Source organism: Streptococcus mitis, from assembly GCF_002096755.1.
GTDB classification, from domain to species: Bacteria; Bacillota; Bacilli; order Lactobacillales; family Streptococcaceae; genus Streptococcus; species Streptococcus mitis_AC.
On record NZ_NCVF01000019.1, the window covers coordinates 109,991 to 133,714 of the forward strand.

Below are 23,724 nucleotides of genomic sequence, written 5' to 3' on the forward strand. Positions count from 1 at the left end.
TCACGACTTTCTGATAGAATCTTGTGGATACTGCGCACGCGCACCTCCAATTAATTTTGGACGGCTAGCAAGAGCCGTTACATGAGCATGCCCAATTTCTCTCAAAAGAGGGCGAATCGGAACCTGAACATGCTTGACATGCATACCAATTGCAGTGTCTCCGATATCCAATCCAGCATGAGCCTTGATAAATTCAACCTCAACTGGATCTTGCATAAACTTGAAGGCTGCCAACTGACCTGAACCTCCTGCATTGAGAGTTGGAAGGACACTGACGATTTCCAGACCAAACTGCTCTGCCACCTGACGTTCAACAACGAGGGCCCGATTGACATGTTCACAACCTTGAACGGCTAGATGAAGTCCATTTCCTTCTAGGATATCTAGGATGGTCTTCACAATGATTTCCCCAATTTCTTGGCTTGATTCCTTGCCAATCTGACCACCTATCACCTCACTAGAAGAAAGGCCCAAAACAAAAATGGATCCTTGCTTCAAATTGGCCTTTTCTAATACATCTTTTACAATCTGGCTTGTGTCTCTTTGAATGTCTTTTTCCTTCATACTTGATACCTCTTTTGTCATTATCTATCATATCGTTTTTTCTACGTTTTAGCAAGATAGACAACCTAGAATGCTTGCCCAATTACGCATAAAACTCCCAGAATTGACTGGGAGTTAGCTAGTTTCTATTCTATTTATGTATATTTCAACTGTCGTACCTTTTGAGGGAATAGAATCGATCTTCATCTGGTAATGTTCTCCAAAGTGAAGTTTGAGCCGTTGATCAACATTTTGAAGACCAACTCCCCCACGTTTGAGTTGACTTTGACTACTATCGCCAGTAGCTTGGAAACCAACTCCATCATCCTCAATGCGGATGACCAATCCTGAATCCTGTTTCTGGGCAGAGACTCTAATATGACCCTGACCTTCTTTCTCCTTGATGCCATGGTAAAGAGCATTTTCTACTAGAGGCTGCAACACCAGCTTGGGCAAGACTAGATTATCAAAGGCAGGATTTTCATTAATTTCGTATTCCAGTTTATCTCCATAGCGTTGTTTCTGGATAAAGAGATACTGGCGGACATGGTTGATTTCGTCATACAGGCAAATCAAATCCTTGCCTTTATTGAGCGCCAAGCGGAAGTAGGTAGCCAAGGACTTGGTCACTTGAACCACTCTCTGACTGTCCTGAAATTCTGCCATCCAGATGATGGTGTCCAAGGTATTATAGAGGAAATGCGGATTAATCTGGCTCGACAAGGCTTGAAGTTCATACTGACGGGTTGTTTCTTCCTGCCTGCGAATAGCTGCCATCAACTGATCAATCTGATCCAACATAGCATTGAACTGGCGAGTCACTTCTCTCAGTTCATGGGCACCAGTTTCCTTGGCACGAAGATTCTGATTACCAGAAGCAATCTCCAGCATAGTTTCTCTCAAATCCTTCAAGGGAGCAATCCAACGTTTGAGACTGAACCACACCAAGCAGAGACAGGCAAGAAGAGATGTGACACTAGCCCCAAGCAAGGTCCACATGAGTTGACTCCGAACCTGATCTAACTTCTCCAACGAAGACACACCCAGAACCGTCCAATAAGTTCCAGCAATCTTTTCTTGACTGACATAGGATTGGTGGTCTGGAGTATAACCCTGCCCTGTCTCAATATAGGGGTTCATGGCCTCCATTTCGCTAGACGAACTATAAACTGTATGTTGAGGATGATAAACAAATTCATGGTTTTCATTGATGATAAAGGCAAAGCCCTGCTGACCCAACTGAAGTTGGTTAAGATAGGCTTCCAGAGTTTCATAAGAAATATCCAAACGAAGCACGCCAAGATTGGCTCCCTTTGCATCAACAAGTTCTTGAGTGACAGAAATGACCCATTGACTGTCCGATTTACGAGCTGGGGTCAAAACTGGCTTAGCCCCCTGATGAATAGCTTTTTGGTACCAATCCTCAGTCATCATATCTGAGGAAGTTTTCATCTGCACACTATCATCTGTAGAAATGACTTGACCGGATTTAGTCACCAGTACAACAGCTTTCAAATCTTGGTCTGACTTTAAGATGGTCAAAAACAAATCTCGAATTCCCTTGACCTTGTCTTGACTGGGATTCTCAGCATAGGTCAAGACATCTGACTGCTGGGTCAAACTAGTCGAGGTGGTTTCTAATTTTTTGATATAAGACTGGATAAAGTGGCTAGTCTGACTGATAGTTGTTTGACTATTGCCCTCAATGCTAGCCTCAATGGCTGATGAACTAGATTGATAGTAGAAAGTCCCAACCAGAGCTAGGAGAACGAGAAAGACCAGAAAGATGGAAATAACCATTCTGACTAGGAGAGAAGAACGCTTCATCGACCTTCCCCCTTCTTAAACTGACGAGGTGTCACACCTGCAATCTGTTTAAAACGTTGGGTAAAGTAATTCATATCTTCAAAGCCAACCTTTTCTGCGATCTCATAAATCTTTAGATCTGTAGTTAAAAGCAAAAGCTTGGCTTGTTTGACACGTTCTCGCACCAGATAATCCTGAAAAGGCAGTCCCAACTCTTTCTTAATCAAAGAACTCAGATAAGTCGGACTAAAGCCCAAGTCACTGGCCAAAGACTTTAAACTAAATTGACTGTCATCAAGATGAGACTGGATTTTCTGAGCCATATTTCCCTCAAACTTATCAGTCAATAGATCTTGTAACTGCTCTTCTTTCTCTTCTTTGTCCAACTTTTGCTTGATTTTCCACAACATTTCCTCAATATCCTGACGAGAAAAGGGCTTAAGCAGGTAGTCATCCACACCGAGTTTGACAGCAGACAAGGCATAATCAAAATCATCGTAGCCAGTCAAAAAGACCAAATGAACCTGAGGGTAGGTTTCTCGGACCAGACTGGCTAACTGGATGCCATTTAGCTGAGGCATGTTGATATCGGTTAAAATGATATCTGGCACCTGCTTTTGTATCAATTCCCAAGCCTGTCTTCCATTTTCAGCTTGACCGATGATTTCCATATCGTAGGCTGCTACATTGACCAGCTTGGTCAAACCTTGCCTTACCAGATATTCATCTTCTACGATTAAGATTGTGTAGGTCATGCTTCTCTCCTTTGTCACTTACTAGTATCAGTATAGCAAAATTCTCCTCTAACTGCTTAGGAAAGCCCTCTTAATCAACATAATCTAGTAAATAAGCGTAGCCTTTTTCTTCCATTTGGTCTTTGGAAATAAAGCGGATGGAAAGACTATTGATACAGTAGCGCAAGCCACCCTTATCCTGAGGTCCATCCGTAAAGACATGGCCAAGGTGAGAATCTCCAACTCGGCTTCGCACTTCCATGCGTGTCATATTGTAAGACTTATCTTCCTTGTAGGTGGCAACATCTGGACTGATGGGTTGGGTAAAACTAGGCCAGCCACAACCAGACTCAAACTTGTCCTTTGATGAAAAGAGGGGTTCGCCAGTTGCTACATCCACATAGATACCAGAGTCAAATTTATCCCAGTAGCGGTTAGAGAAAGCCCGTTCTGTTTGATTTTTCTGGGTGACTGCATACTCCTCAGGTGACAAGGTCTTTTTCAATTCTTCATCACTTGGTTTGGGATATTTGCTGGCATCGATGACGGGATAGGCTGCCTGATTGACATTGATATGGCAGTAGCCATTTGGATTTTTCTTGAGATAGTCTTGGTGGTAATCCTCTGCCATGACAAAATTCTTCAAGGTCTCCTTTTCAACTGCTAAAGGTTGATCGTATTTCTTAGCCACCTCATCAAAGACCTGGTTGATCACCTCTAAATCCTTGTCATCTGTGTAATAAACACCGGTACGATACTGGGTACCCACGTCATTTCCTTGTTTATTTTTGCTGGTTGGATTGATAATGCGGAAGTAATGAAGTAGGATTTCCTTGAGGGAAATTTGTTTGGCATCATAGGTGACATGGACAGTCTCCGCATGTCCAGTTTGGTTAATCAATTCGTACTTAGTTGTTTCCCCTCTACCGTTCGCATAGCCTGAAACGGCATCTGTCACTCCAGGCACGCGTGAGAAGTATTCCTCTACTCCCCAGAAACATCCTCCAGCTAGATAAATTTCATGCAAGTCTGCGTCATTACTCACTTCTGTTTTTTTCACTGTTTTTCCTCCTTGGCTAACTGATGCTTTCTCAATTTGCGAGCTATCTGTCTGCCCTGCATTTCGCATCAATAGAAAATAGAAACCGGTTATGGCTAGGAAAAAAATCCCTGCCAAGACAAACAATTTTACTTTATCATTCATGACCTTTCTCTACCCCATTTCTTTCAATTCTTTTAGAATCATATCCTTGTCCATAAAACCTGGTTGCGTTTTTACTAGCTTACCTTCCTTGTCTATAAAGGCTTGAGTTGGATAAGAACGGACACCATAACTTTCCAAAAGTTTGCCTGATGGATCAATTAGAACTGGGAAATTTTTATAATCCAAGCCCTTGTACCAGTTTTTAAAGTCCGCTTCTGCTTGCTCCCCCTTGTGGCCAGGAGACACTACCGTCAAGACCACATAATCATCACCAGCTTCTTTAGCGATTTCGTCTGTATCTGGAAGACTGGCTAGACAGATGGAACACCAAGAAGCCCAGAATTTGAGATAGACTTTCTTGCCCTTGTAATCAGACAAGCGGTAGGTCTTGCCATCTACAGCCATCAATTCAAAATCAGCAACTGCCTGACCTTTAGTCGCAGTTTGCGAGCTGACTTGTTCTGTTTTTGTTTGCTCCTTCATAGTAGCTTGGTCTGACATATTTTTAGCCGAACAGGCTGCCAAACAACAGATTGAGCCTACTCCAAGAAGACATGTTTGCCATTTTTTCATTTCTTTTTCCTCTCTATTCAAATAATGTAGTCAAAATGGAAGCATTTCCCAAAAGCACCAAGATTCCCATTACGATAATGAGGAAACCACCCACTTTTTTGAGGGTTCCGAGATAAGGATGGAGTTTTCGGAAATGTTTCAAAACATAGCTGGAGGCAAGAGCTAGAACCAAAAATGGTAGCGCCAAACCCAGCGTGTAAATCAACATGAGACCAGCTCCCTGCCAAGCACCTGAACCACCTGAAGCCGCCAAGGCCAAAACAGAGCCAAGAACCGGCCCCACACAAGGCGTCCAAGCAAAACTAAAGGTCAATCCCAGTAAAAATGCCTGACTATAGCCCTTACCCTTTTGCCCCTGTCCCTGTAATTGTAGCCTTCTTTCCTTGTAGAGTCCCTTCAAATGTAAGACTTCCATCTGGTGCAAGCCCAAGAGAATGATCACCGCACCCGTCACATACTGAAACCAAGAAGCATAAAGCAAATTGCCTAAAAAACCAGCTCCATAGCCCAGTAAGATAAAAACAAAGGAAATCCCCGCTATAAAGGCCAGAGTTCTCAATAGACTAACAAGTGAGATTGAAAATTTTTCGCTAGAAGCCTGGGTACCATCTTTGTCATCCAACAAGACCCCTGCATAGACCGGTAACAAGGGTAAAATACAAGGAGAAAAGAAGGAAAGAATTCCAGCAAGAAAAACACTGATAAAAAAGATTATATTATCCATTGCCTTCCTCCATTCTTTGATTTGATAGGACTATTATAGCCCTAAAATTCCAGAAAAAACAGGGGCAATGATAGGAAAAAATAGGAATTTAATCAGGTTATGTAAAAAATGTTGCAAAAAAAGCCAGACAAAGTCTGACTTTGGTGGAAACTGAAAAGAAAATTCACTAGTCTTCCCTACTTACCTGGTAATAAATAAGATCAGCAAGATAGCCTTTTCTCTCTACACCATTGGTAATAGTCTTGAGATAGGACATTCCAGCCTTCTCCATGACACGACCTGAAGCTGGATTGAGACTGGCATATCGTGCTCTAACTTTTTGAAAGCCTGCTTGAGTAAAACAAAAATCTAAGACAGTTTTTAAGGCCTCTGTCATCATACCATGACCCCAGTATTTCTTACCTAGCACATAGCCAATTTCACAAGAAGAATCGTTCTCATCCATTTCAACGATGCTGATATCCCCTATCACCTGCTCAGGATTTTCTTTGAGACAAATAGCCCATTTGTAATAGTTGAGATTTGTATAGGAGGCAACCCAGTTACGAATCGAATTTCGAGTCACCTCGACATCAGGATGAGGATCCCAAGTGACGTAGGTTAGATTTTCAGCGGACGAAGCCCAATTCTGAAACATGGCTTCCGCATCACTCTCCACAAATCTTCGCAAGATTAAACGATCTGTCTGTAATACTTGCATGATACTACCTCGCTTTCTGATAGATGATTCTCTGCCCAACCTCAATTTAAATTTACTTTGCTTTTGAATTTCAAGGCTCAATCTAAAAAGGTCCCCGGACCTCCTCGCTTATTTATTTCCGTGCTCGGGGTAAAAAAACTAAACTCAGTAACAGCTAGAAAACAAGTTTTTACTCTAGTTACTTGACGCAGTCGCTGTCTGGTTTGAAATGCGCTTTTCCAAGCTTTTTCAAACCTAGTCATCGTTGCGGGGGTAAGACAAGGAAAATCGAACTCTTCTAGTTACCGAATTTTCTCTCTCTTTTTTATTTCAAGGTGAGATGCTGAAAACCTCCACTGGAGGTGCCTCGTTTTCCTATTTTTAGACTCGGGGTAAAAAGGTCCCCCGGACCTTTTTACTCCCAAAAGTCATCAAATACGGTGATGGGTAAGTGGCGTTTGTGTTGGCCTTTGTGCCACCAGTTTTCGATTCTTGCTTGAGCTTCTGGGCTGATTGTTTTGCCTTCTAGGTAGTCGTCAATCTCTTCATAAGTGACTCCGAGGGCTACTTCGTCAGCTAGGCCTGGTTTGTCTTCTTCTAGGTCTGCTGTTGGGATTTTTTCATAAAGGGCTGGGTCTGCACCAAGTTCCTGCAAGAGTTGTTTCCCTTGACGTTTATTGAGGCGGTAAAGAGGGAGAATATCCGCACCACCGTCACCAAACTTGGTAAAAAAGCCTGTGATATTTTCCGCGGCGTGGTCTGTTCCAATGACCGCTCCGCTATGGGCACCTGCCAGGGCATATTGAGCAATCATACGGCAACGAGCCTTGATATTGCCCTTGTTAAAATCTGAAACAGGACTACCTGTCGCTTCAACTGTAGCTGTCATAGCATCAGCAGATTCCTTAATATTGACAACTAAACTGATATCAGGCTGGATAAAGGCTAGTGCTTTTTGAGCATCTGCTTCATCGGCTTGCACTCCATATGGCAGGCGGACAGCGATAAATTTGTAGCTGTCATCTCCCGTTTCAGCTCGCAGTTCTTCCATAGCCAGTTGAGCCAATCGTCCTGCTAAAGTTGAGTCTTGTCCTCCAGAAATTCCTAGTACAAAGGTTTTTAGGAAGGGATGTTTTTTCAGATATCTTTTTAAAAAATCAATGGAACGACGGATTTCTTCCTGGGCATCAATCACTGGTTTGACACCCAGCTCTTGGATAATCGTTTCTTGCAAACTCATTCTTCTTCTCCTTCACCAAGGGCTTCCTTGCGCATTTTGTCAATCAAGTCCATCTTGTCTTGCCATACATCACGCGCCAAATCCACTGGATAATGCTGAGGATTGAGCACGCGCTTGTACTCATCCCAAAGCTTGTCAAATTCCTTACGAGCATAATCCTGAATCTCAGTCAAGCTAGGCAAATTGTAAATCAATTTCCCATCTTTAAAAATATCCACCAAGAGAGGCACAGCGTCAAAATTACGAACGGTCTTCTTGATGTAAGTATAGGTTGGATGGAACATCTTGATTTCTGTCATGCTGGCAACATCTACGCCATCATAAGTGACATAGTCTCCTTCTGACTTGCCTTTTTCACGACTGGTAATGCGCCACACCTGCTTCTTACCTGGCGTAGACACTTTTTCAGCATTATTTGACAGCTTAATCGTATTGCGCATGTTCCCATTTTCATCTTCGATTGCAACAATCTTGTAAACTGCCCCAAGAGCTGGCTGGTCATAGGCTGTAATCAGCTTAGTTCCCACACCCCAGACATCAATCTTGGCCTTTTGCATCTTGAGGTTAAGGATGGTATTTTCATCTAGATCATTAGAAGCATAAATCTTAGCCTCTGTAAATCCAGCCTCGTCCAGTTGCTGACGAACTTTCTTGGAAATGTAAGCAATATCCCCAGAGTCAATCCGAACACCCATAAAGTTAATCTGGTCACCCAGCTCGCGCGCCACCTGAATGGCAGCTGGTACACCGATGCGAAGGGTGTCATAGGTATCTACAAGAAAGACACAATTTTTGTGGGTCGCAGCATAAGCCTTGAAAGCCTCATAGTCATTGCCATAAACCTGTACCAAGGCATGGGCATGAGTCCCCAAGACAGGAATGTCAAAGAGTTTACCAGCACGCACGTTGCTGGTTCCATTTGCACCACCAATCACCGCTGCGCGTGTTCCCCAGATAGCCGCATCCATTTCTTGAGCCCGACGTGTCCCGAACTCCATTAAAGGTTCATCTTCAATGACTGAACGAATACGAGCTGCCTTAGTCGCTACCAAGGTCTGGTAGTTGACGATGTTCAAAAGGGCTGTTTCTACCAATTGACATTGGGCTAGAGGGCCTTCCACCTGCACAATAGGCTCATTAGCAAAAACCAAATCCCCTTCTTGGGCAGAACGAACCGTCAACTCCAACTTGAAATTGCGGAGGTAGTCCAAGAATGCCCCATGATAGCCCAGCGACTCCAAATAGGCAATATCACTATCTGAAAAACGCAAGTCTTCAAGATAGCTCACAATTCTTTCCAAACCAGCAAAAACCGCATAGCCGTTCTTAAAAGGCTGTTGGCGGAAATACACCTCAAAGACCGCCTTCTTATTGTGAATCCCTTGGTCAAAGTAAACCTGCATCATATTAATCTGGTACAAGTCCGTGTGCAATGTCAAACTATCATCTGGATACATACTTTTCCTACTTCCTTAACTAGAAATACATGAAAATTTTCAAAAACTTTCATGTATTCCAATAAATTAGTACTATTATATCACATTTTAGCTGGATTGAGAAAAGAGTAACAAGCTATTCTCCACTCTCCAGTTCATCCATGTCTTGCTCGAACTTTTTCTGGGCCCATTTACCATAGCTCTTCAGACCAAGATTGCCAATAAAGACCCAGGGAAGGTAAATAACATAAGTAATGACCCAAGCAGATAGGTATTTACCGTTCAAAGGATTGTGCTGATAAATTTCTATGTTGAATTGATAATTCTGTAACATCAAAAGAGCCGTAATAGCCAAGGTTAGTAAAAAACAACCCAAAATCGTAAAATGAAAACGACTATAGTAGGTCACTCCCAGATAACGGGCACGATTAAAAAAGAAGAAAATTCCTACTATCAGAGTATAAACTAGAAAATTCGGATTAAAAAGAGATGGAGCCAACACTGCCACCAAATAGCTTAGAAGTACAAGCCCAATAAAGAGTGAAAAAGACTCTGCCCCAGCTTTATTAATTAGTTGTTCTTCTCTTTCGTCAAGTAATTGATAATGAATAAATTTATTTACCATCTTCTTCCTCCCAAAATAATTGGTCTAGGGTTTTCCCTAAACATCTGCAAATGGACTGGCAGAGCGAGAGACTGGGATTGTATTTTCCCGCCTCTATCAAACCAATAGTCTGGCGCGTCACCCCGACAGCATCTGCTAGTTGACCCTGAGTTAAATCAAGCTCTACCCGAGCTAATTTTAATTTTAAATTTTTAGCCACCTGCGTCCTCCTTATAGTTTTAATACTCATCTACTCTTAAAAAATCCAAAACCAACACAAGCTGTCAGCTATTTATTATAACCTCATTAATTAGCACTCCAATATTATCTTCAGCCTAAAATCAGTATGTTGGATTGTTTGAAATAAACTTCCTAGTTTGCTATTTGATTTTTGTTTTAGTATTAGCTTTAGTAGGGTCTTTTAAACGAGTTTTGATTGCTTGTATTTCTTGTTTAGTTGATTTCATATCACTATTATATAATGCTTTTGGAAATGAGTCTAGCATAAGACAAAAACGTGTACACAACAAGAGCAGGAGCATACTAAGATGACTGATTTTTTACTGTATTTTAGGTATGCAAAATAATACTAAATGAAACTAAAATGAATACTTCTTGCTTTTATTGAGAGTGAAAAAGTACAATAAAATGATTGTAGTGATTACCACAAGATACTGACTAATAGACATCGTATTTGAATCCACAAATACAGGTAAAGAATAAAAAGGAAGAAGTTCAATTGCTTTGATAAACAAATCATTACTAGTATTCATCATAATCGTATTTAATATATTAGGGATAAAGAGTAGTAAAGCAACTAAAATACCAAATATCAAGCCACTTTTCAATTTGTATAAATAGAAAATGTAAGATAATAGAAAATAAAATAGGACTAACAAAATTGTATTGACTACAATAGCTACTATAAAATCTAATCCTAAATCACCTGGAACACCCAATTTACATACGATGACTAGTAGCACAATGCCATTCAAAGCATAAATAATAGAAACTGAGATGGCATATAGAAAATTAGACAAGACGTAAATCATCCGATTTTTCTTTTGATTATAAAATAAACTGATCGTATTGTTAGAAAAATCCCTGCTAATAATTCGGTTAGCATGTATAACAGCCATTAACATACCGAGCATAGCATAAAAATTTGAAATATGCTTAATACCAAGTGATGTCCCTTGAGTCTTTAGAATAAAGAATGTAACCAGTATCGGCGGTATAAACGAGATAATCAATCCGAGATATATTACGCCTGATGAATATAAATCTCTTATATTTTCCTTAAGAAAATTCAATTTATTTAATTTCATGATTATAACCTTCCTTTATTTTGAACGATTTAGATAAATATCTTTAAGCGTCTCTTTTTTAGTTTCAAAATCAACTACTTTAATAGAGTTTTCGTTAAAAAATTTAAAAAGCTCACTACTTTGAATATTCCCAGACATAGTAATTTTCAGTCCCTCTTCCTGAACAATATCCCCAAATTCTTGTTTGGTAAGGAAAATGTCTTTATCTGTAGCTGATGAAAAAGCTATCTCAAACAAGCAATTATGTCTATCTTTTCCTACTTTTTGGAATGTCAAAAGCCCGTTCTCCAAGAAAAGGACCCTCTCACAAATTTCTTCAATATCTTCTAATTTATGACTCGATATTAAAATTCCCACATTTTCATGTAAAGCTAAGTTTTTTAGAACTGCTAAAACTATTTGTGATGATTCAATATCTAAACCATTAGTCGGTTCATCTAAAATCAATATATCAGGTTCCGTAACGAGAGTTAGAAGCAAAGCTAATTTTTGTTTTGTACCTAAAGAATAGGTCTTTACTTTTTTATTAATAGACTGAGTCAAATCTAACTCTTGGATCAAACTTCCAAATCTTTCTTTATTGTAGTCAACACCATATAAATTTGACAAATATTTTAAATTCTCTAAACCTGTTTTAGATAAAAATAATTTTGGTTCTTCGATTAAATACCCAACATTATCACTACTTATAATATTCCCTGAAGTCGGTTGATTATTCTGAACAAGAATTTTCATCAATGTACTCTTGCCAACTCCGTTTCTCCCTACTAGACCAACAATTTCACCCTTATTAAGTGCAAAATTTATATCTTTGAGAATGATTGAATGAGCATAATGCTTACTTACATTTATAACTTCCATTTTTTATTCCTCCATTAACATTCTTGGTTTTCTCTTTGATTCTCATTAATTTTAAAAAGTTGCGCCTCTTTTTAACAACATTATATCATATATCTAACTTAATGCAATATATAAATGTCATTTTGTAAAATTTTATTAACAAAAAACTCTCTACCACCTAAATGATAGAGAGTTTTCTGCTTATTCAATTTTCTCAAAACATCTACAGCATCGTAGGATTTCACATCTAATGTCTTAGCTACGACTGTATTGTCCTCAATATCGTCTAGAAAGACACAATTTGTAGATTATAACTGCTACTTATCGATAGTTACTCATATCCATTAGTCCACCTCCATACTTATGTCAAGCCCCCTCTTTACTTTATGATTTCATATTCTCCTTACAAATCTTTTTGGTAATAAAATCTTTTTCCTGTGTAGGGATAGTCTTGTAAGGTAAAAACTTCCTTGTAGCCATGCATTTTATAAAAATCTGGAGCTTGAAACTGGTAAGTATTGACAAAAGCAAAACGACAGTTTCGATTCTTAGCTTCAGTTTCTGCTTGCTGCAATAGGTTTGAACCGAGTCCTTGCCCTCTCAGTTCTTCTTTTACAAATAAATACTCGATTTCTAGCCAATTTCCAAAAGTCTCTGCTATCAAACCTGCCATGAGATTGCCCTTTTCATCTTCGACATAAAGATTAAGTGGCTCACTTTCAGCCTCTTCTCTTTTTGAACGGTTATAAACACGAATCAGATTCCCTATTTCTTGTGATTTATGGGATTCCTTATTTTCCAATCTAAAGTACATCTAAACCTCCTTAAACACTGTTACAGCTTGATTATAGTCTTATTTCAATAGACTGTCAAACTAGCAAAAACTCACCAAGCTAAGCTGATGAGTTTCAAATCTATTTTCTAAATTTCCACTGGCTATAAATCCCGAAACCGATAATCCAGATAGCTGAACCGATTGCTCCGACAAATGTAGACTCTTGTAGAAAGAGAGTTACAAAGACAAAGACAAAGAAGAGCATGGTTAAAGGATTTAGGAAACGATAATGGGGCATGAGATAACCATCTGCCATAAAGTCTGGTGACTTGCGATACTTGAGGTGAGCCACCATAATCAAGATATAAATGGCGATATAGACACCTGATGATGATGCCGTAATCAAGGCAAAGGCATCGGAAACTCCTGGCAAGATGTTAATAAAGGCTGCTAGGGCAATCAAGATTGCTGAGGCAATGATGGCATTTTGTGGCACGTTGTGGCGAGAGAGAGTATCTGCCTTAATTGCTTTTAGGAAGCGATTTGGCGAATCATGGGCAATCTGATACAAATGACGACCTGTTGAGTAGAGAGTTGAGTTAAGAGCAGATGCCGCTGATGTCAAAACGACGAAGTTAATCAAGGCTGCCGCCCACTTGACTCCTGCCAATTCAAACACTGTAACAAAGGGAGAATCAGCCGATGCAAGTTCACGCCACGGAATGATAGCCATGATGGCTAAGAGGGCACCACCGTAGAAAAAGGCGATACGCAAAGGAATTTCCTTAACGGCTTTTGGCAAGACCTGACGTGGATTTTTTGTTTCTGAAGTCGTTACCCCGATAAACTCAATCATGAGGTAGGCAAAGAAAACCATCTGGAAGGCCATGACAAAGTTAACTCCACCATTTGGGAAGAGGGAGAAATTGTCAGCAATATTGGCCAAACTTGCTACTCCATGTGGTGTCTTAAAGCCTGTCAAGACCATAAAGACTCCTGTGGCAATCATGGCTAAAATAGCCACAATCTTGACCATCGCAAACCAAAACTCAACTTCCCCAAAGAGTTTCACCGCAATCAAATTGACCAAGGCTAGAATAGTCAAAAATCCAATCTCAATCATCCAACTTGGCCAGCTAGGGAACCAGAACTGAACATAGTGAGAGATAGCAGTGATTTCCGCCATACCGATAAAGACAACGGATAGCCAGTAAGACCAAACCGAGAAATAACCCCAGCCCTTACCTAAATGGCGCGTGATAAAGTTGATAAAGGTATGTTGCTCAGGGTCTTGGTAGAGCATTTCCCCAACCGCACGCATCATGAGGAACATGAATGCTCCCGTAATCATATAAATTAGTACAATAGAAGGACCTGTTAGGCTGATAGAGCGACCTGCTCCCAAAAAGAGTCCTGTTCCAATTGTTCCCGCAATGGCCATAACCTGCACGTGACGATTGGTCAGACCACGCTCCATCTTATTTTTTTTCTTCTTTGAACTCATAACGTCTCCAATTCAATTTAAAATGGAAAAAGGAGTGAGTGAAGCGCACTGCCTCCTCACTCCTTTTTTTTATTTTTAGGCTGTTTTTTCAACCTTCAAGATTTTTACATCATAGCTACCAACAGGTGTTTCAATAGTTGCTGTATCACCTGTTTTCTTACCAATCAAGGCTTGTCCAATTGGGCTTTCATTTGAAACCTTACCTGCAAAGGCATCCGCACCTGCTGAACCTACGATAATATAAACTTCTTCTTCGTCCTCACCAATTTCTTGGATAGTGACTGTTTTACCAATCGCCACTTCATCATCGGCAACTGAGTCACTATTGACGATTTCAGCATAGCGAATTTTTGTTTCCAAGCTAGAGATTTGTCCTTCGACAAAGGCTTGTTCATCCTTAGCTGCTTCATATTCACTGTTTTCAGAAAGGTCACCGTATGAACGGGCAATCTTAATGCGTTCTACCACTTCTGGTCGGCGGACCAATTTCAATTCTTCTAATTCTTTTTCAAGTTTTTCCTTTTCCGCAAGGGTCATAGGATATGTTTTTTCTGCCATTTTTCTCAACTTTCTTTAAATAGTATTGAATCTCTATCTAAGATTCTCATTTTTGTAGTCTTAGTTTGAACTACTATTTTGAGTAAGCTTGCTATTGACGTGCTCAGCTACATTACGATCATGTTCTTCCTGTGTCACTGCGTAATAGACTTTACCATCTGTAACATTGGCTACAAAGTATAGGTTCTCACTCTTTGTTTGGTTGATACTTGCTTCAATCGCGTCCTGACTTGGACTATCTACTGGACCAGGCATCAAACCAGGTTTTGTATAAACATTGTATGGTGAATTAATTGATGTATCAATTCCAGCATCATCTGCTAGGCTAATATTTTGACCAAGCTTCCCTTGGGCATACAAGATTGCAATATTGCTTTGAAGAGGCATGCCGAGATTCAAACGGTTGTAGAAAACACCTGCAATCAACTTACGGTCTTCAGTCTTAGCACCTTCTTTTTCAACAAGTGAAGCAATTGTTAGCAATTCATTGACTGTCAAGTTTTTAGACTTAATTGCACTATAGTGCGGCGTCAAGGTCTTATCCATAGCTGCCAGCATCTCATCAATCAAACTTTCAATAGTTGTGCTTTCCTTGATAGAGTAGGTCGCTGGGAAAAGATAACCTTCCAAACGGTAACGAGCCCCACTTTCTTTCGTTGGCAAGCTTTCGAGTAGGTTTGGATATTTAGCAACTTCTTGACTGATAAAGTTGTCATCTTGCACTTTAGCCAAGAAAGCTTCCGCTGTCAAAGGTTCTTTAAATTCACCTTGTAATTGGCCTACAGCTTGGGCGATTTGATCAATTGTATATCCTTCTGGAATCGTTAAATCTGCAAGTGAAGGTTCTTGAGGTTCAGGAGTACCACCTTTTTGGAGTTCCTTAATGATATCCTCTGTACTCATGCTCTTTTGCAAATTGTAATATCCAGCCTTCAAATCTGAATAATTTTTATATTTAGCATAAAAAGCAAAAATCACTCCGTGTTTAATCACACCAGAATTTTCAAGTGCTGAGCCAATCTCTTGGACATTGGCTCCTTCTGGGATTTGAACGGTTACATACTTCTTAGAATTAGCGTCAACTGGTAATAAAGATGACTGGACATACTGATAACCGAAGTAACCACCTGCCGAAATCAAGGCAAGGAAAATCAGTAGAGAAATGAAGAAAGCCTTCAAATGTGATTTTTTCTTCTTGACAGGTTTAACAGTCTCACGACGACTACGACTCGGAGTTTCAGAAATGACTTCAACAGCTTCCGTTTCCATAACTGGTTCTGGTTTTGTTACTTCTTTCTGAGGCTCTTTTTTAGCTTCAGTCTTATAAGAAACAGCTACTCTTGTTGGAGTTACGTTGAAATCTTCTTCGACCTTTTGTGGACGATTAGTCTCTGGCCCTGGAACCGGTCTTGATGGACTTGCTTCAACTGGTGAAGCTGGAACATCTTGACTAGGGTGACGAGGAGTAATCGGAGCTTCTACTCTCGATTCATCTGCCGGTGATGCAGGCATATCCTCACTAGGATGTTTTGGAACACGTGGTGCATTCTCCATAATTTTTTCAACAGCTGATAGGGATGCAACCATAACATCTTCATCTGCGAGTTTTGTTTCAGGGACAAATAGAGCTTCTTTTTTCTCTGCAAGTTCAGTGGCCTCTTGGCGAGTCCCTTCATTACGTTTTACTTTTTCTAAATCGCGTAAAATCTGCTCTTTAAAGCTTAATTTTTCGTCTTCTCTTGGCTTTTCACTCAAAAGTTTATCCTCCTCGTTGACAATCCATAATATTATATCTTAAAAACGAAAGAAAAGCAACCTAGCATGCTTTTCTAGCTTATTTTTTAGCTTCCCAGACCATATCATACCAAGTTTCCCCTGCAAAGGTTGACTGGGACTGGCCTTCATTGACAAATCCATGTTTTTCGTAATAGGCGATGAGATAGTCATGACAGGTTAGGTTAATGCCTTCTCTTTCGTGTTCAAGAGCTAGTTCTTTCAAAGCTGTTAGCAATTTCTGACCTAGTCCTATTCCCTGTGCCTCCTTGGCAATAGAAAGACAGGTCACAGAGATATAACCACCAGGCTCATGACTATAATCTTCTATCTCTTCTGTAAAAGACTGATCTTGCAGATGGCGGTGGGGGCCAACTGGTCCCTCTATATACCCCATGATTCTGCCTTCTTTTTCTGCAACCAGAAACGAGGTCTGAATCTCTCGCAAATGCGCCTCAAAAACAGAGCGAGGAATGGCTTCTTCAATCGAGAAATTTTCTAGTTCAATCTCAACGATACGATCCAAATCTTCTAATCTTGCTTTCCTAATTTCCATTGTGCCTCCTAAAAAAAGAGATTAAACCAAATCATACTAAAACCTTGACTAGCTGCATAAAGCGAATCTGTCTCTTCTTCATCAATAAAACCGTTCATTTCAAAATAGGAAAGCAACTCATCCGGACTCTTCAAACGAATAGCTTTGTAATCCAGCTTAACTGCCACATCTTTCAAAGCCGCAAGAAGAAGCGTTCCCAAACCCTGTCTCTGATGGTCAGTATCAACGACTAAAGAATGTACTTCTAGACATTTCGGATTGTGTGGGTAAGGACCACCTAGAACATAGCCCAGAAGCTGATTTTCATCCCTAGCTAGAAGAAAGGTATCCGCACACTTACGGATACTTTCTTCTAAAATATGGGAAGGTTGCTGCTTTTCAGCTGGAAAAGATGTGGCCTGAAGTGTCTCTATCTCAGCCAAATCAGACTTACTTGCCTGAATGATCTTAATTGGAATTTCCATTAGAACGTCCTATTGAACATTGCTTGTCAAGTTAGACAAGAGACGCTCGAATGAATATTCATAGGTTTGGATATCCCCTGCTCCCATAAAGACATAGACAGCATTGTCATGGTCTAGGAGTGGAGAAACATTTTCAACAGTGATCACTTGGTTTTTCTTGTTGATTTTGTTGGCTAGGTCTTCCACTTTAACATCACCATGGTCTACTTCACGAGCAGATCCATAAATTTGCGCTAGGTAAACTGCATCCGCTTGGTTCAAAGCGTGGGCAAAGTCATCCAACAAGGCAATGGTTCTTGTAAAGGTATGAGGTTGGAAGACTGCTACGATTTCCTTGCTTGGGTATTTCTGACGAGCCGCATCCAAGGTTGCAATGATTTCTGTTGGATGGTGGGCAAAGTCATCGATAATCACCGTGTCATTGACAATTTTCTCAGTGAAACGACGCTTAACACCGGCAAATGTTTTCAAGTGTTCACGCACCAAGTTCAAATCAAATCCTGCTGTGTAAAGAAGACCAATAACAGCTGTCGCATTCATGATATTGTGACGACCAAAGGTTGGAATGTGGAATTGCCCTAATTCTTGACCACGGAAATGAACTGTGAAGGTTGAACCAGTTGTTGAACGAAGAAGATCACTAGCGACAAAGTCATTACCTTCTGCTTCAAAACCATAATAATAAATAGGAGCATCAGACTTAATCTTACGCAATTCAGCATCTTCACCGTAGATAAACAAACCTTTGGTAATTTGTTTAGCATAGTCGTTAAAGGCATTGAAAACATCCTCTAGACTTGTGAAATAGTCTGGATGGTCAAAGTCAATGTTGGTAATAATAGAATATTCTGGGTGGTAAGGCATGAAGTGACGCTCATATTCGTCAGATTCAAAGACAAAATATTTAGCATTAGCTGAACCACGACCTGTTCCATCTCCGATTAAGAAGCTAGTATCTGTAATGTGAGACAAGACATGAGATAACATACCTGTCGTTGAAGTTTTTCCGTGCGCTCCAGCAACTCCCATGCTAACAAAGTCGCGCATAAAGCTACCTAGGAACTCATGGTAACGTTTGTAGCTAATGCCATTTTGGTCCGCATAGGCAATTTCGACATTGTTATCTGGACGAAAGGCATTTCCAGCGATAATTTCCATATCACCGTCTAGATTCTTTTTATCAAAAGGAAGAATGGTAATTCCTGCCTGCTCAAGACCACGTTGAGTAAAGTAGTACTTTTCAACATCTGATCCTTGAACCTTATGCCCCATTTGGTGCAACATCAAGGCCAAGGCACTCATCCCTGATCCCTTAATTCCGATAAAATGATATGTCTTTGGCATGTTTTCTCCCCTATTCCGTAATTCTGGTCAGATTCAACTCTTGGGCAACCCGACGTTCTTGTTCTTTTTGTTGATTCTTTTTATTGTAGATTTGGCTCTTCTTCAGAAAATCATAGTTGTTTTTCTTTGGTCCTGAAGTTTCTTTTGGCTCAGCTTGAGTCGAAATATTGCTAACTTCTTCCGCCAAGATGTAATGAGACTGGGTCAATTTTTGACTATATTTAACAAATTCACCAGGATTTTCCTTTTGGAAAGGCGCAGTAGGTTGATTGCCCTGTCTAACCAAATTTGGCTGAGGATGGCGTCTTGTAGGAGTAATATCCTTAGTCAGATAACTTGCTGATCGTTTCTTTTTCAAGTCCGCACGCGCTTCTTCACGCGCCACCTCCGCATAGCTCTTTCCTTCTTTTTTAACTCCTAAGCCAGCCTTCTTAGGTTTCTCTACTGGCTTTTCAATCGGTTTTGCTGGTTTTTCTTCAGTAATAGGGGCCCACTCCAGATAATTCTTATCACGGTATTCTCCCTTAATATTACTGATAAAATCAGATTCATCGTAGAGGTCCATAACCGGCATCTCAGTCAGTATGACCTCATCATCTGACACCAATGGAAATCGTTCTTCTCTCATTTTCTATTTCCTTTCAACACTTCATTATAGCGTATTGTCTTGATTTTTCAAGTGTTGGCTTCAGAAATTCCCAAAATTTCTCTAATTTCTGCCAGGGTCAGACTGCCACGTGACTCTGTGCCGTCCAATACTTGTGACACCAGATGTTTCTTCTGTTCTTGGAGTTCTTGAATTTTTTCTTCAATGGTTCCCCTGGTCACCAAGCGATAGACCTCAACCGTTTCTTCCTGCCCCATCCGATGGGCACGGCCAATGGCTTGCGCTTCCACCGCAGGATTCCACCAAAGGTCAACCAAAATCACTGTATCAGCACCTGTCAAGTTCAGACCGACACCACCAGCCTTAAGAGAAATCAGAAAGGCATCTCTTTCTCCTTGGTTAAAGGCCTTGGTCATGTCTTGTCTTTCCTTGGCTGGGGTTGAACCCGTAATTTTAAAGGATGTCATGCCCAAGTCTGGCAGTTCTTGTTCAATTTTCTCCAACATTCCCTTGAACTGCGAGAAAATCAAGACACGGTGTCCGCCGTCTGCCACCTGTACCAGCAGGTCTCGGAGACTATCCAGTTTGCCACTGGCTCCCTGATAATCCTCCATAAAGAGGGCAGGAGTATCACAGATTTGGCGCAAGCGCATCAAACCAGATAAAATTTCCACCCGACTTCGCTGAAATTCCTGATCTGAAACTTGAGCTAGACGGTCCCGCATCTGTTGCAACTGGGCTAGGTAGATAGCCTTTTGCTGGTCTTCCAGTTCATTTTTATAAACCACTTCAATCAAGTCTGGCAATTCAGTCAGAACTTCTTCTTTCTTGCGCCGCATCACGAAAGGCTTGATAAACTGAGCCACTCGCTCTGCTGACAATTTCATAAATTCTTTCTTGCTTGGCAGGAGTCCTGGCATGACGATTTGGAAAATAGACCACAACTCACCCAGATGGTTTTCAATCGGTGTCCCTGATAAGGCAAAAACTGCCGGTACCACAAACTGTCTCAAGGTCTGGGCAATCTTGGTCTGGGCATTTTTCATGACCTGAGCCTCATCTAAAAAAAGGAAATCAAAGGCCATCCCCTGATAAAGCTCACTATCCTGACGGAAGGTAGCATAGCTCGTAACATAGATTTGATGGCTTTCAGCAAGAATCTCTTCACGACTAGCTTTCAAACCATGAACAACAGCCACATCCAACTGTGGGGCAAATTTCTGAAACTCGTCCGCCCAGTTGTAAATCAAACCCGACGGAGCCAGAATCAAGACTCTACTTTCTTTTGTCACTTGACTGGTCAAAAATGCAATGGTCTGAAGTGTTTTACCAAGTCCCATATCATCAGCCAAAATCCCACCAAAACCATAATAATGGAGCATCTGCAGCCAACCGATTCCCTTTTCCTGATAATCTCGCAAGTCAGCCTTGACCTGAGTTGCTTGTCGAGGGAAGTCCTCTGGATGCGTCAAATCATGAGCCAAATTCTGGAATTCTTGTGAAAAAGAAACACGGTCTCGCCCTTCAAAGAGATGAGCCAAACTATAAGCCAAAGATTTTCGAGCCTGCAAGGCCCCATCTTTTAATTCAAACTGTCCCAGTTCCTGTAGATTTTGGCGAATTTTCTTGGTTTCTTCATCAAAAAAGTAGACTTGATTAGACGAATCAATATAAAAATCTTGATTGGCAACCAAGGCCTGCATGGCTTGGTCGATTTCCTCTTGGGCAATATCTTGAAAATCAAATTGGATTTCCAAGAGACCTCCCTTGGAAGCAATCTGAACTTGAGGGCTTGCTAGACTATAAAGCTCTTCTAACTTGTCTGATAAATCAACATTTCCGAGTTTTTCAAAGACTGGAATGATTTCATGGAAGAAATGATAGACAGACTCCGCTTTTAAGGCCTGACGCCAAGATTGAAAGTCTGCTTCAAAGCCCGCAGCTAAACAGACTTGGAAAACTCTTTCTTCTAAGTCAGCATCACTTGAAAATGGTAATTCTTCTAACTCTTGTCGGCTAGATACCTGTTTATCTCCATAATCAAACTGAATTTCTAAACGAATCCGATTGTCTTCTTCCCTGTCAAAGTAAAAAGAGGGTTCAAAAGTTTTGATATGTAGACGTTCTGGAGCTGAAACACTCCCCATCTGGCTAAAAAGAGTTAAACAGGAAGCCAACTTATCTCGATCACTACTATCAAATTGCAGGTATTTCTTTCCTTGTTGATCCAAAGGCAGCGCTTTGATTTCCTTGAGAAGACGCATCTGCTGGTCTGTTAGAAAATAAACCTGTCCTTTATGGAAAAGCACAGCTCCCTGATAAAAGACATTAACCCTTGGACTCTCACCGATTTCCATTTCAAAATAATCTGAGTATTCTGTTACTGTAAAGGCAAATAGATTAGCATCCGCATGCATATCCTGAAAAAGTAGAGTCTGGTAGCTATCCACTTGGTGGTCAAATTGAAAATGAGGCAAGGTCATCAGTAAATTCACACCCTGCTCAAAAAAAGTTAGAGGGAAAAAGAGATGCCGACCTTGGTTTTGGAAAAAAAGCTCTGGACTAAGTCCTTCCTCCATTAGTCCGCGTAAGAAAGTCAGAAGCTCTTGACTTTCCTCATTAAAGGCTTCCCAAGATAGAGACTCCTCATAAGTTTTACCAATCATATAAGGTTTTCTCTTCTCGACGACTTTTAAAAAGAGCGGAATATCCCGAATAACGTAGTATTTTTGGCTATTGATTTGCCCGATTCTCAGGGTCCACAAGATATGATTAGTTCCTACTTCCACCTGACCCACAGCTGACAACTCATAGGCTCGGTCTGATTTTGGAGACAAGATTCGGTCCAAAAATTTTCCACCTAAGGTCACCTTGGTTTCAACGGCCTCTTTTTCTTCATGACCTTCTTCCAGACTCTGCAAGATTTCCTGACCACGCTCATCATTTTTCAGAAAATGCTCCAGAGCTGCCAAATGCACACAGTAGCCCCTCTTTTGGAAAAAATCGCAGGCACAAAAAACCAAATCATCCTCTAAACTATAGCGCAGTTCTTCTTCTGCAACGCGAGCGTAGAGCCGATTGTTCTTTTCCTTTATAATGTCAACCTTACCAGTTTCATAAAGGGCAACGCCTTCGATACGGACTTTCCCCGGAATCAATTTAGCCATATTTTTACCTTTACCTTATCTTTTTATTATACCATATTTTCCCCTATGAAAATAGCCTTCTAGGAAGACTTTTCTCCTAGAAGGCTGGATTTTTAACGTTTGGCAAAAGTCGTCACAATCCGCTGACAAACTTCTTGAAGCAGGGATTTAGGCATGGCTACATTGAGACGGGCATGGAGACTCCCTTCCTCTCCAAAATCCAAACCACGATTGAGGATAACCTTGGCTTCATTTCTCAAAAGCTCTTGTAATTTTTCATCAGTCAGGTCATAGGCTGAAAAATCAAGCCAAATCAAGTAGGTTCCTTGCGGTTTCATGACCTTGATTTTAGTCTCTTTCCCAAATAGATCCACCACATAATTGATATGGTCTTCAAAGACTTGCTTGAGTTCCTCTAACCAATCTTTACCGTATCGATAGGCAGCTTCTGTCGCCAAATAACCCAAGCCTGAAATTTCATGCTGGTTATTGGCCAACTGGCGTTTCTGGTAAGCCACTCTCAACTTAGGATTTTCAATGACTGCATAGGAATTTTTTGTCCCAGCAATATTAAAGGTTTTAGTGGCACTGGTCAAGACGATAGCAAATTCTTTAAAGTCAGGATTGATGGTATTGAAGGAATGATGCTTGTGACCAAAGAGGGCCAAATCTTGGTGAATCTCATCTGAAACCAAGAAAACACCGTGTTTTTGGCAGAGTTGGCCAATCTTCTCCAACACTTCCTTTTCCCAAACACGTCCACCAGGATTGTGAGGGTTGCAAAGAATATAGAGTTTGACCTCCTCTTCCACCATATCCTTCTCCAGTTGGTCAAAGTCAATCTCAAACAGACCATCCTTTTCCACCAAAGCATTGGTAATCAATTTGCGGTTATTCAACTTAACACTGCGAGCAAAGGGTGGATAGACAGGTGTGTTAATCAGAATCGCCTCGCCTTCTTTTGTAAATGCTTGAATAGCTGTTGAGATGGCTGGTACCACACCCTCGATAAAGACAAGAGCCTCTTTGTCAAAGTGGTAACCGTGTTGTGTAGCTTCCCACTTTTGAACTTCCTTAATCAACTCTTCACTGGCATAGGTATAGCCATAAACCAGTTGATCAGCGTAAGTCTGTACTGCTTGGCGAATTTCAGGCAAGACTACAAAGTCCATATCCGCTATCCAAGCTGGTAGGACTTCACTATCCGTTTCTGCTTCTTTCCATTTATAGGTATGGTGCCCTAAACGATTGGGCAGGCTTGTAAAATCATATTTTCCCATCTTTAT

General features: G+C 40.7%; 23 protein-coding genes. All 23 read right to left on the reverse strand.

All coding sequences use genetic code 11. From position 1 onward, the window contains the following. The 23 genes from B7700_RS02570 to B7700_RS02685 all read right to left on the reverse strand — a co-directional run bounded on the left by B7700_RS02570 (position 1) and on the right by B7700_RS02685 (position 23,718). Positions 1-564, reverse strand: coding sequence for a TIGR01440 family protein (locus B7700_RS02570; RefSeq protein WP_192855649.1), 564 nt, complete (start codon positions 562-564; stop codon positions 1-3). A 114-nt stretch (positions 565-678) separates the two neighbouring features. Then, a complete protein-coding gene (locus B7700_RS02575; protein WP_049543331.1) occupies positions 679-2,370 on the reverse strand; it encodes a cache domain-containing sensor histidine kinase in 1,692 nt (563 codons plus the stop codon). Beyond that, complete coding sequence (locus B7700_RS02580; RefSeq protein ID WP_084886926.1) at positions 2,367-3,104, reverse strand: response regulator transcription factor; 738 nt, start codon at positions 3,102-3,104, stop codon at positions 2,367-2,369. Before B7700_RS02580 ends, B7700_RS02575 begins: the two co-directional genes overlap by 4 nt. 70 nt (positions 3,105-3,174) lie before the next feature. Beyond that, positions 3,175-4,287 carry a peptide-methionine (R)-S-oxide reductase MsrB gene (gene msrB, locus B7700_RS02585; protein WP_084886927.1) on the reverse strand — a complete coding sequence of 371 codons (1,113 nt, stop codon included), beginning with the start codon at positions 4,285-4,287 and terminating at the stop codon, positions 3,175-3,177. 9 nt (positions 4,288-4,296) lie between these two features. Beyond that, a complete protein-coding gene (locus B7700_RS02590; RefSeq protein ID WP_064276519.1) occupies positions 4,297-4,860 on the reverse strand; it encodes a redoxin family protein in 564 nt (187 codons plus the stop codon). 13 nt (positions 4,861-4,873) lie between these two features. Continuing rightward, complete coding sequence (gene ccdA2, locus B7700_RS02595; protein WP_084886928.1) at positions 4,874-5,584, reverse strand: thiol-disulfide oxidoreductase-associated membrane protein CcdA2; 711 nt, start codon at positions 5,582-5,584, stop codon at positions 4,874-4,876. 166 nt (positions 5,585-5,750) lie between these two features. Further along, positions 5,751-6,284: a GNAT family N-acetyltransferase gene (locus tag B7700_RS02600; protein ID WP_084886930.1), complete on the reverse strand. Its 534-nt coding sequence runs from the start codon at positions 6,282-6,284 to the stop codon at positions 5,751-5,753. A gap of 394 nt (positions 6,285-6,678) precedes the next feature. After that, on the reverse strand, positions 6,679-7,503 hold the full coding sequence (gene nadE / locus B7700_RS02605) for an ammonia-dependent NAD(+) synthetase (RefSeq protein ID WP_084886932.1): 825 nt from the start codon (positions 7,501-7,503) through the stop codon (positions 6,679-6,681). After that, positions 7,500-8,960, reverse strand: coding sequence for a nicotinate phosphoribosyltransferase (locus tag B7700_RS02610; protein WP_084886934.1), 1,461 nt, complete (start codon positions 8,958-8,960; stop codon positions 7,500-7,502). The genes nadE and B7700_RS02610 overlap by 4 nt, the downstream gene beginning before the upstream one ends. 115 nt (positions 8,961-9,075) lie before the next feature. Continuing rightward, complete coding sequence (locus B7700_RS02615; protein ID WP_084886936.1) at positions 9,076-9,564, reverse strand: DUF6773 family protein; 489 nt, start codon at positions 9,562-9,564, stop codon at positions 9,076-9,078. Next, complete coding sequence (locus tag B7700_RS02620) at positions 9,554-9,763, reverse strand: helix-turn-helix transcriptional regulator (RefSeq protein WP_020902217.1); 210 nt, start codon at positions 9,761-9,763, stop codon at positions 9,554-9,556. The genes B7700_RS02615 and B7700_RS02620 overlap by 11 nt, the downstream gene beginning before the upstream one ends. Before the next feature lie 379 nt (positions 9,764-10,142). Further along, complete coding sequence (locus B7700_RS02625; protein WP_084886938.1) at positions 10,143-10,871, reverse strand: hypothetical protein; 729 nt, start codon at positions 10,869-10,871, stop codon at positions 10,143-10,145. A 15-nt stretch (positions 10,872-10,886) separates the two neighbouring features. Beyond that, positions 10,887-11,732 carry an ABC transporter ATP-binding protein gene (locus tag B7700_RS02630; protein WP_080977898.1) on the reverse strand — a complete coding sequence of 282 codons (846 nt, stop codon included), beginning with the start codon at positions 11,730-11,732 and terminating at the stop codon, positions 10,887-10,889. 382 nt (positions 11,733-12,114) lie between these two features. After that, the gene (locus B7700_RS02640) at positions 12,115-12,525 is read right to left on the reverse strand and encodes a GNAT family N-acetyltransferase (RefSeq protein WP_080983321.1); all 411 of its coding nucleotides are present in this window, start codon (positions 12,523-12,525) and stop codon (positions 12,115-12,117) included. Positions 12,526-12,625: 100 nt separating this feature from the next. After that, the gene (locus B7700_RS02645; protein ID WP_049543348.1) at positions 12,626-13,990 is read right to left on the reverse strand and encodes an amino acid permease; all 1,365 of its coding nucleotides are present in this window, start codon (positions 13,988-13,990) and stop codon (positions 12,626-12,628) included. 75 nt (positions 13,991-14,065) lie between these two features. Continuing rightward, the gene (gene greA / locus B7700_RS02650) at positions 14,066-14,548 is read right to left on the reverse strand and encodes a transcription elongation factor GreA (protein WP_000818748.1); all 483 of its coding nucleotides are present in this window, start codon (positions 14,546-14,548) and stop codon (positions 14,066-14,068) included. 60 nt (positions 14,549-14,608) lie between these two features. Continuing rightward, positions 14,609-16,303, reverse strand: a complete 1,695-nt coding sequence (mltG, locus tag B7700_RS02655; RefSeq protein ID WP_084886940.1) for an endolytic transglycosylase MltG — start codon at positions 16,301-16,303, stop codon at positions 14,609-14,611. Positions 16,304-16,382: 79 nt separating this feature from the next. Continuing rightward, positions 16,383-16,877 carry a GNAT family N-acetyltransferase gene (locus B7700_RS02660; RefSeq protein ID WP_084886942.1) on the reverse strand — a complete coding sequence of 165 codons (495 nt, stop codon included), beginning with the start codon at positions 16,875-16,877 and terminating at the stop codon, positions 16,383-16,385. Between the two features lie 8 nt (positions 16,878-16,885). Beyond that, complete coding sequence (locus tag B7700_RS02665) at positions 16,886-17,341, reverse strand: GNAT family N-acetyltransferase (protein WP_084886944.1); 456 nt, start codon at positions 17,339-17,341, stop codon at positions 16,886-16,888. A gap of 9 nt (positions 17,342-17,350) precedes the next feature. Then, the gene (gene murC, locus B7700_RS02670; protein WP_084886946.1) at positions 17,351-18,685 is read right to left on the reverse strand and encodes a UDP-N-acetylmuramate--L-alanine ligase; all 1,335 of its coding nucleotides are present in this window, start codon (positions 18,683-18,685) and stop codon (positions 17,351-17,353) included. Between the two features lie 10 nt (positions 18,686-18,695). Further along, complete coding sequence (locus B7700_RS02675) at positions 18,696-19,313, reverse strand: divisome accessory protein ZapJ (protein ID WP_084886948.1); 618 nt, start codon at positions 19,311-19,313, stop codon at positions 18,696-18,698. A 47-nt stretch (positions 19,314-19,360) separates the two neighbouring features. Next, positions 19,361-22,459: a pilus expression-regulating Snf2 family helicase gene (locus tag B7700_RS02680; protein ID WP_084886950.1), complete on the reverse strand. Its 3,099-nt coding sequence runs from the start codon at positions 22,457-22,459 to the stop codon at positions 19,361-19,363. A 92-nt stretch (positions 22,460-22,551) separates the two neighbouring features. Next, on the reverse strand, positions 22,552-23,718 hold the full coding sequence (locus B7700_RS02685; RefSeq protein WP_084886952.1) for a MalY/PatB family protein: 1,167 nt from the start codon (positions 23,716-23,718) through the stop codon (positions 22,552-22,554). Positions 23,719-23,724: the final 6 nt, after the last annotated feature.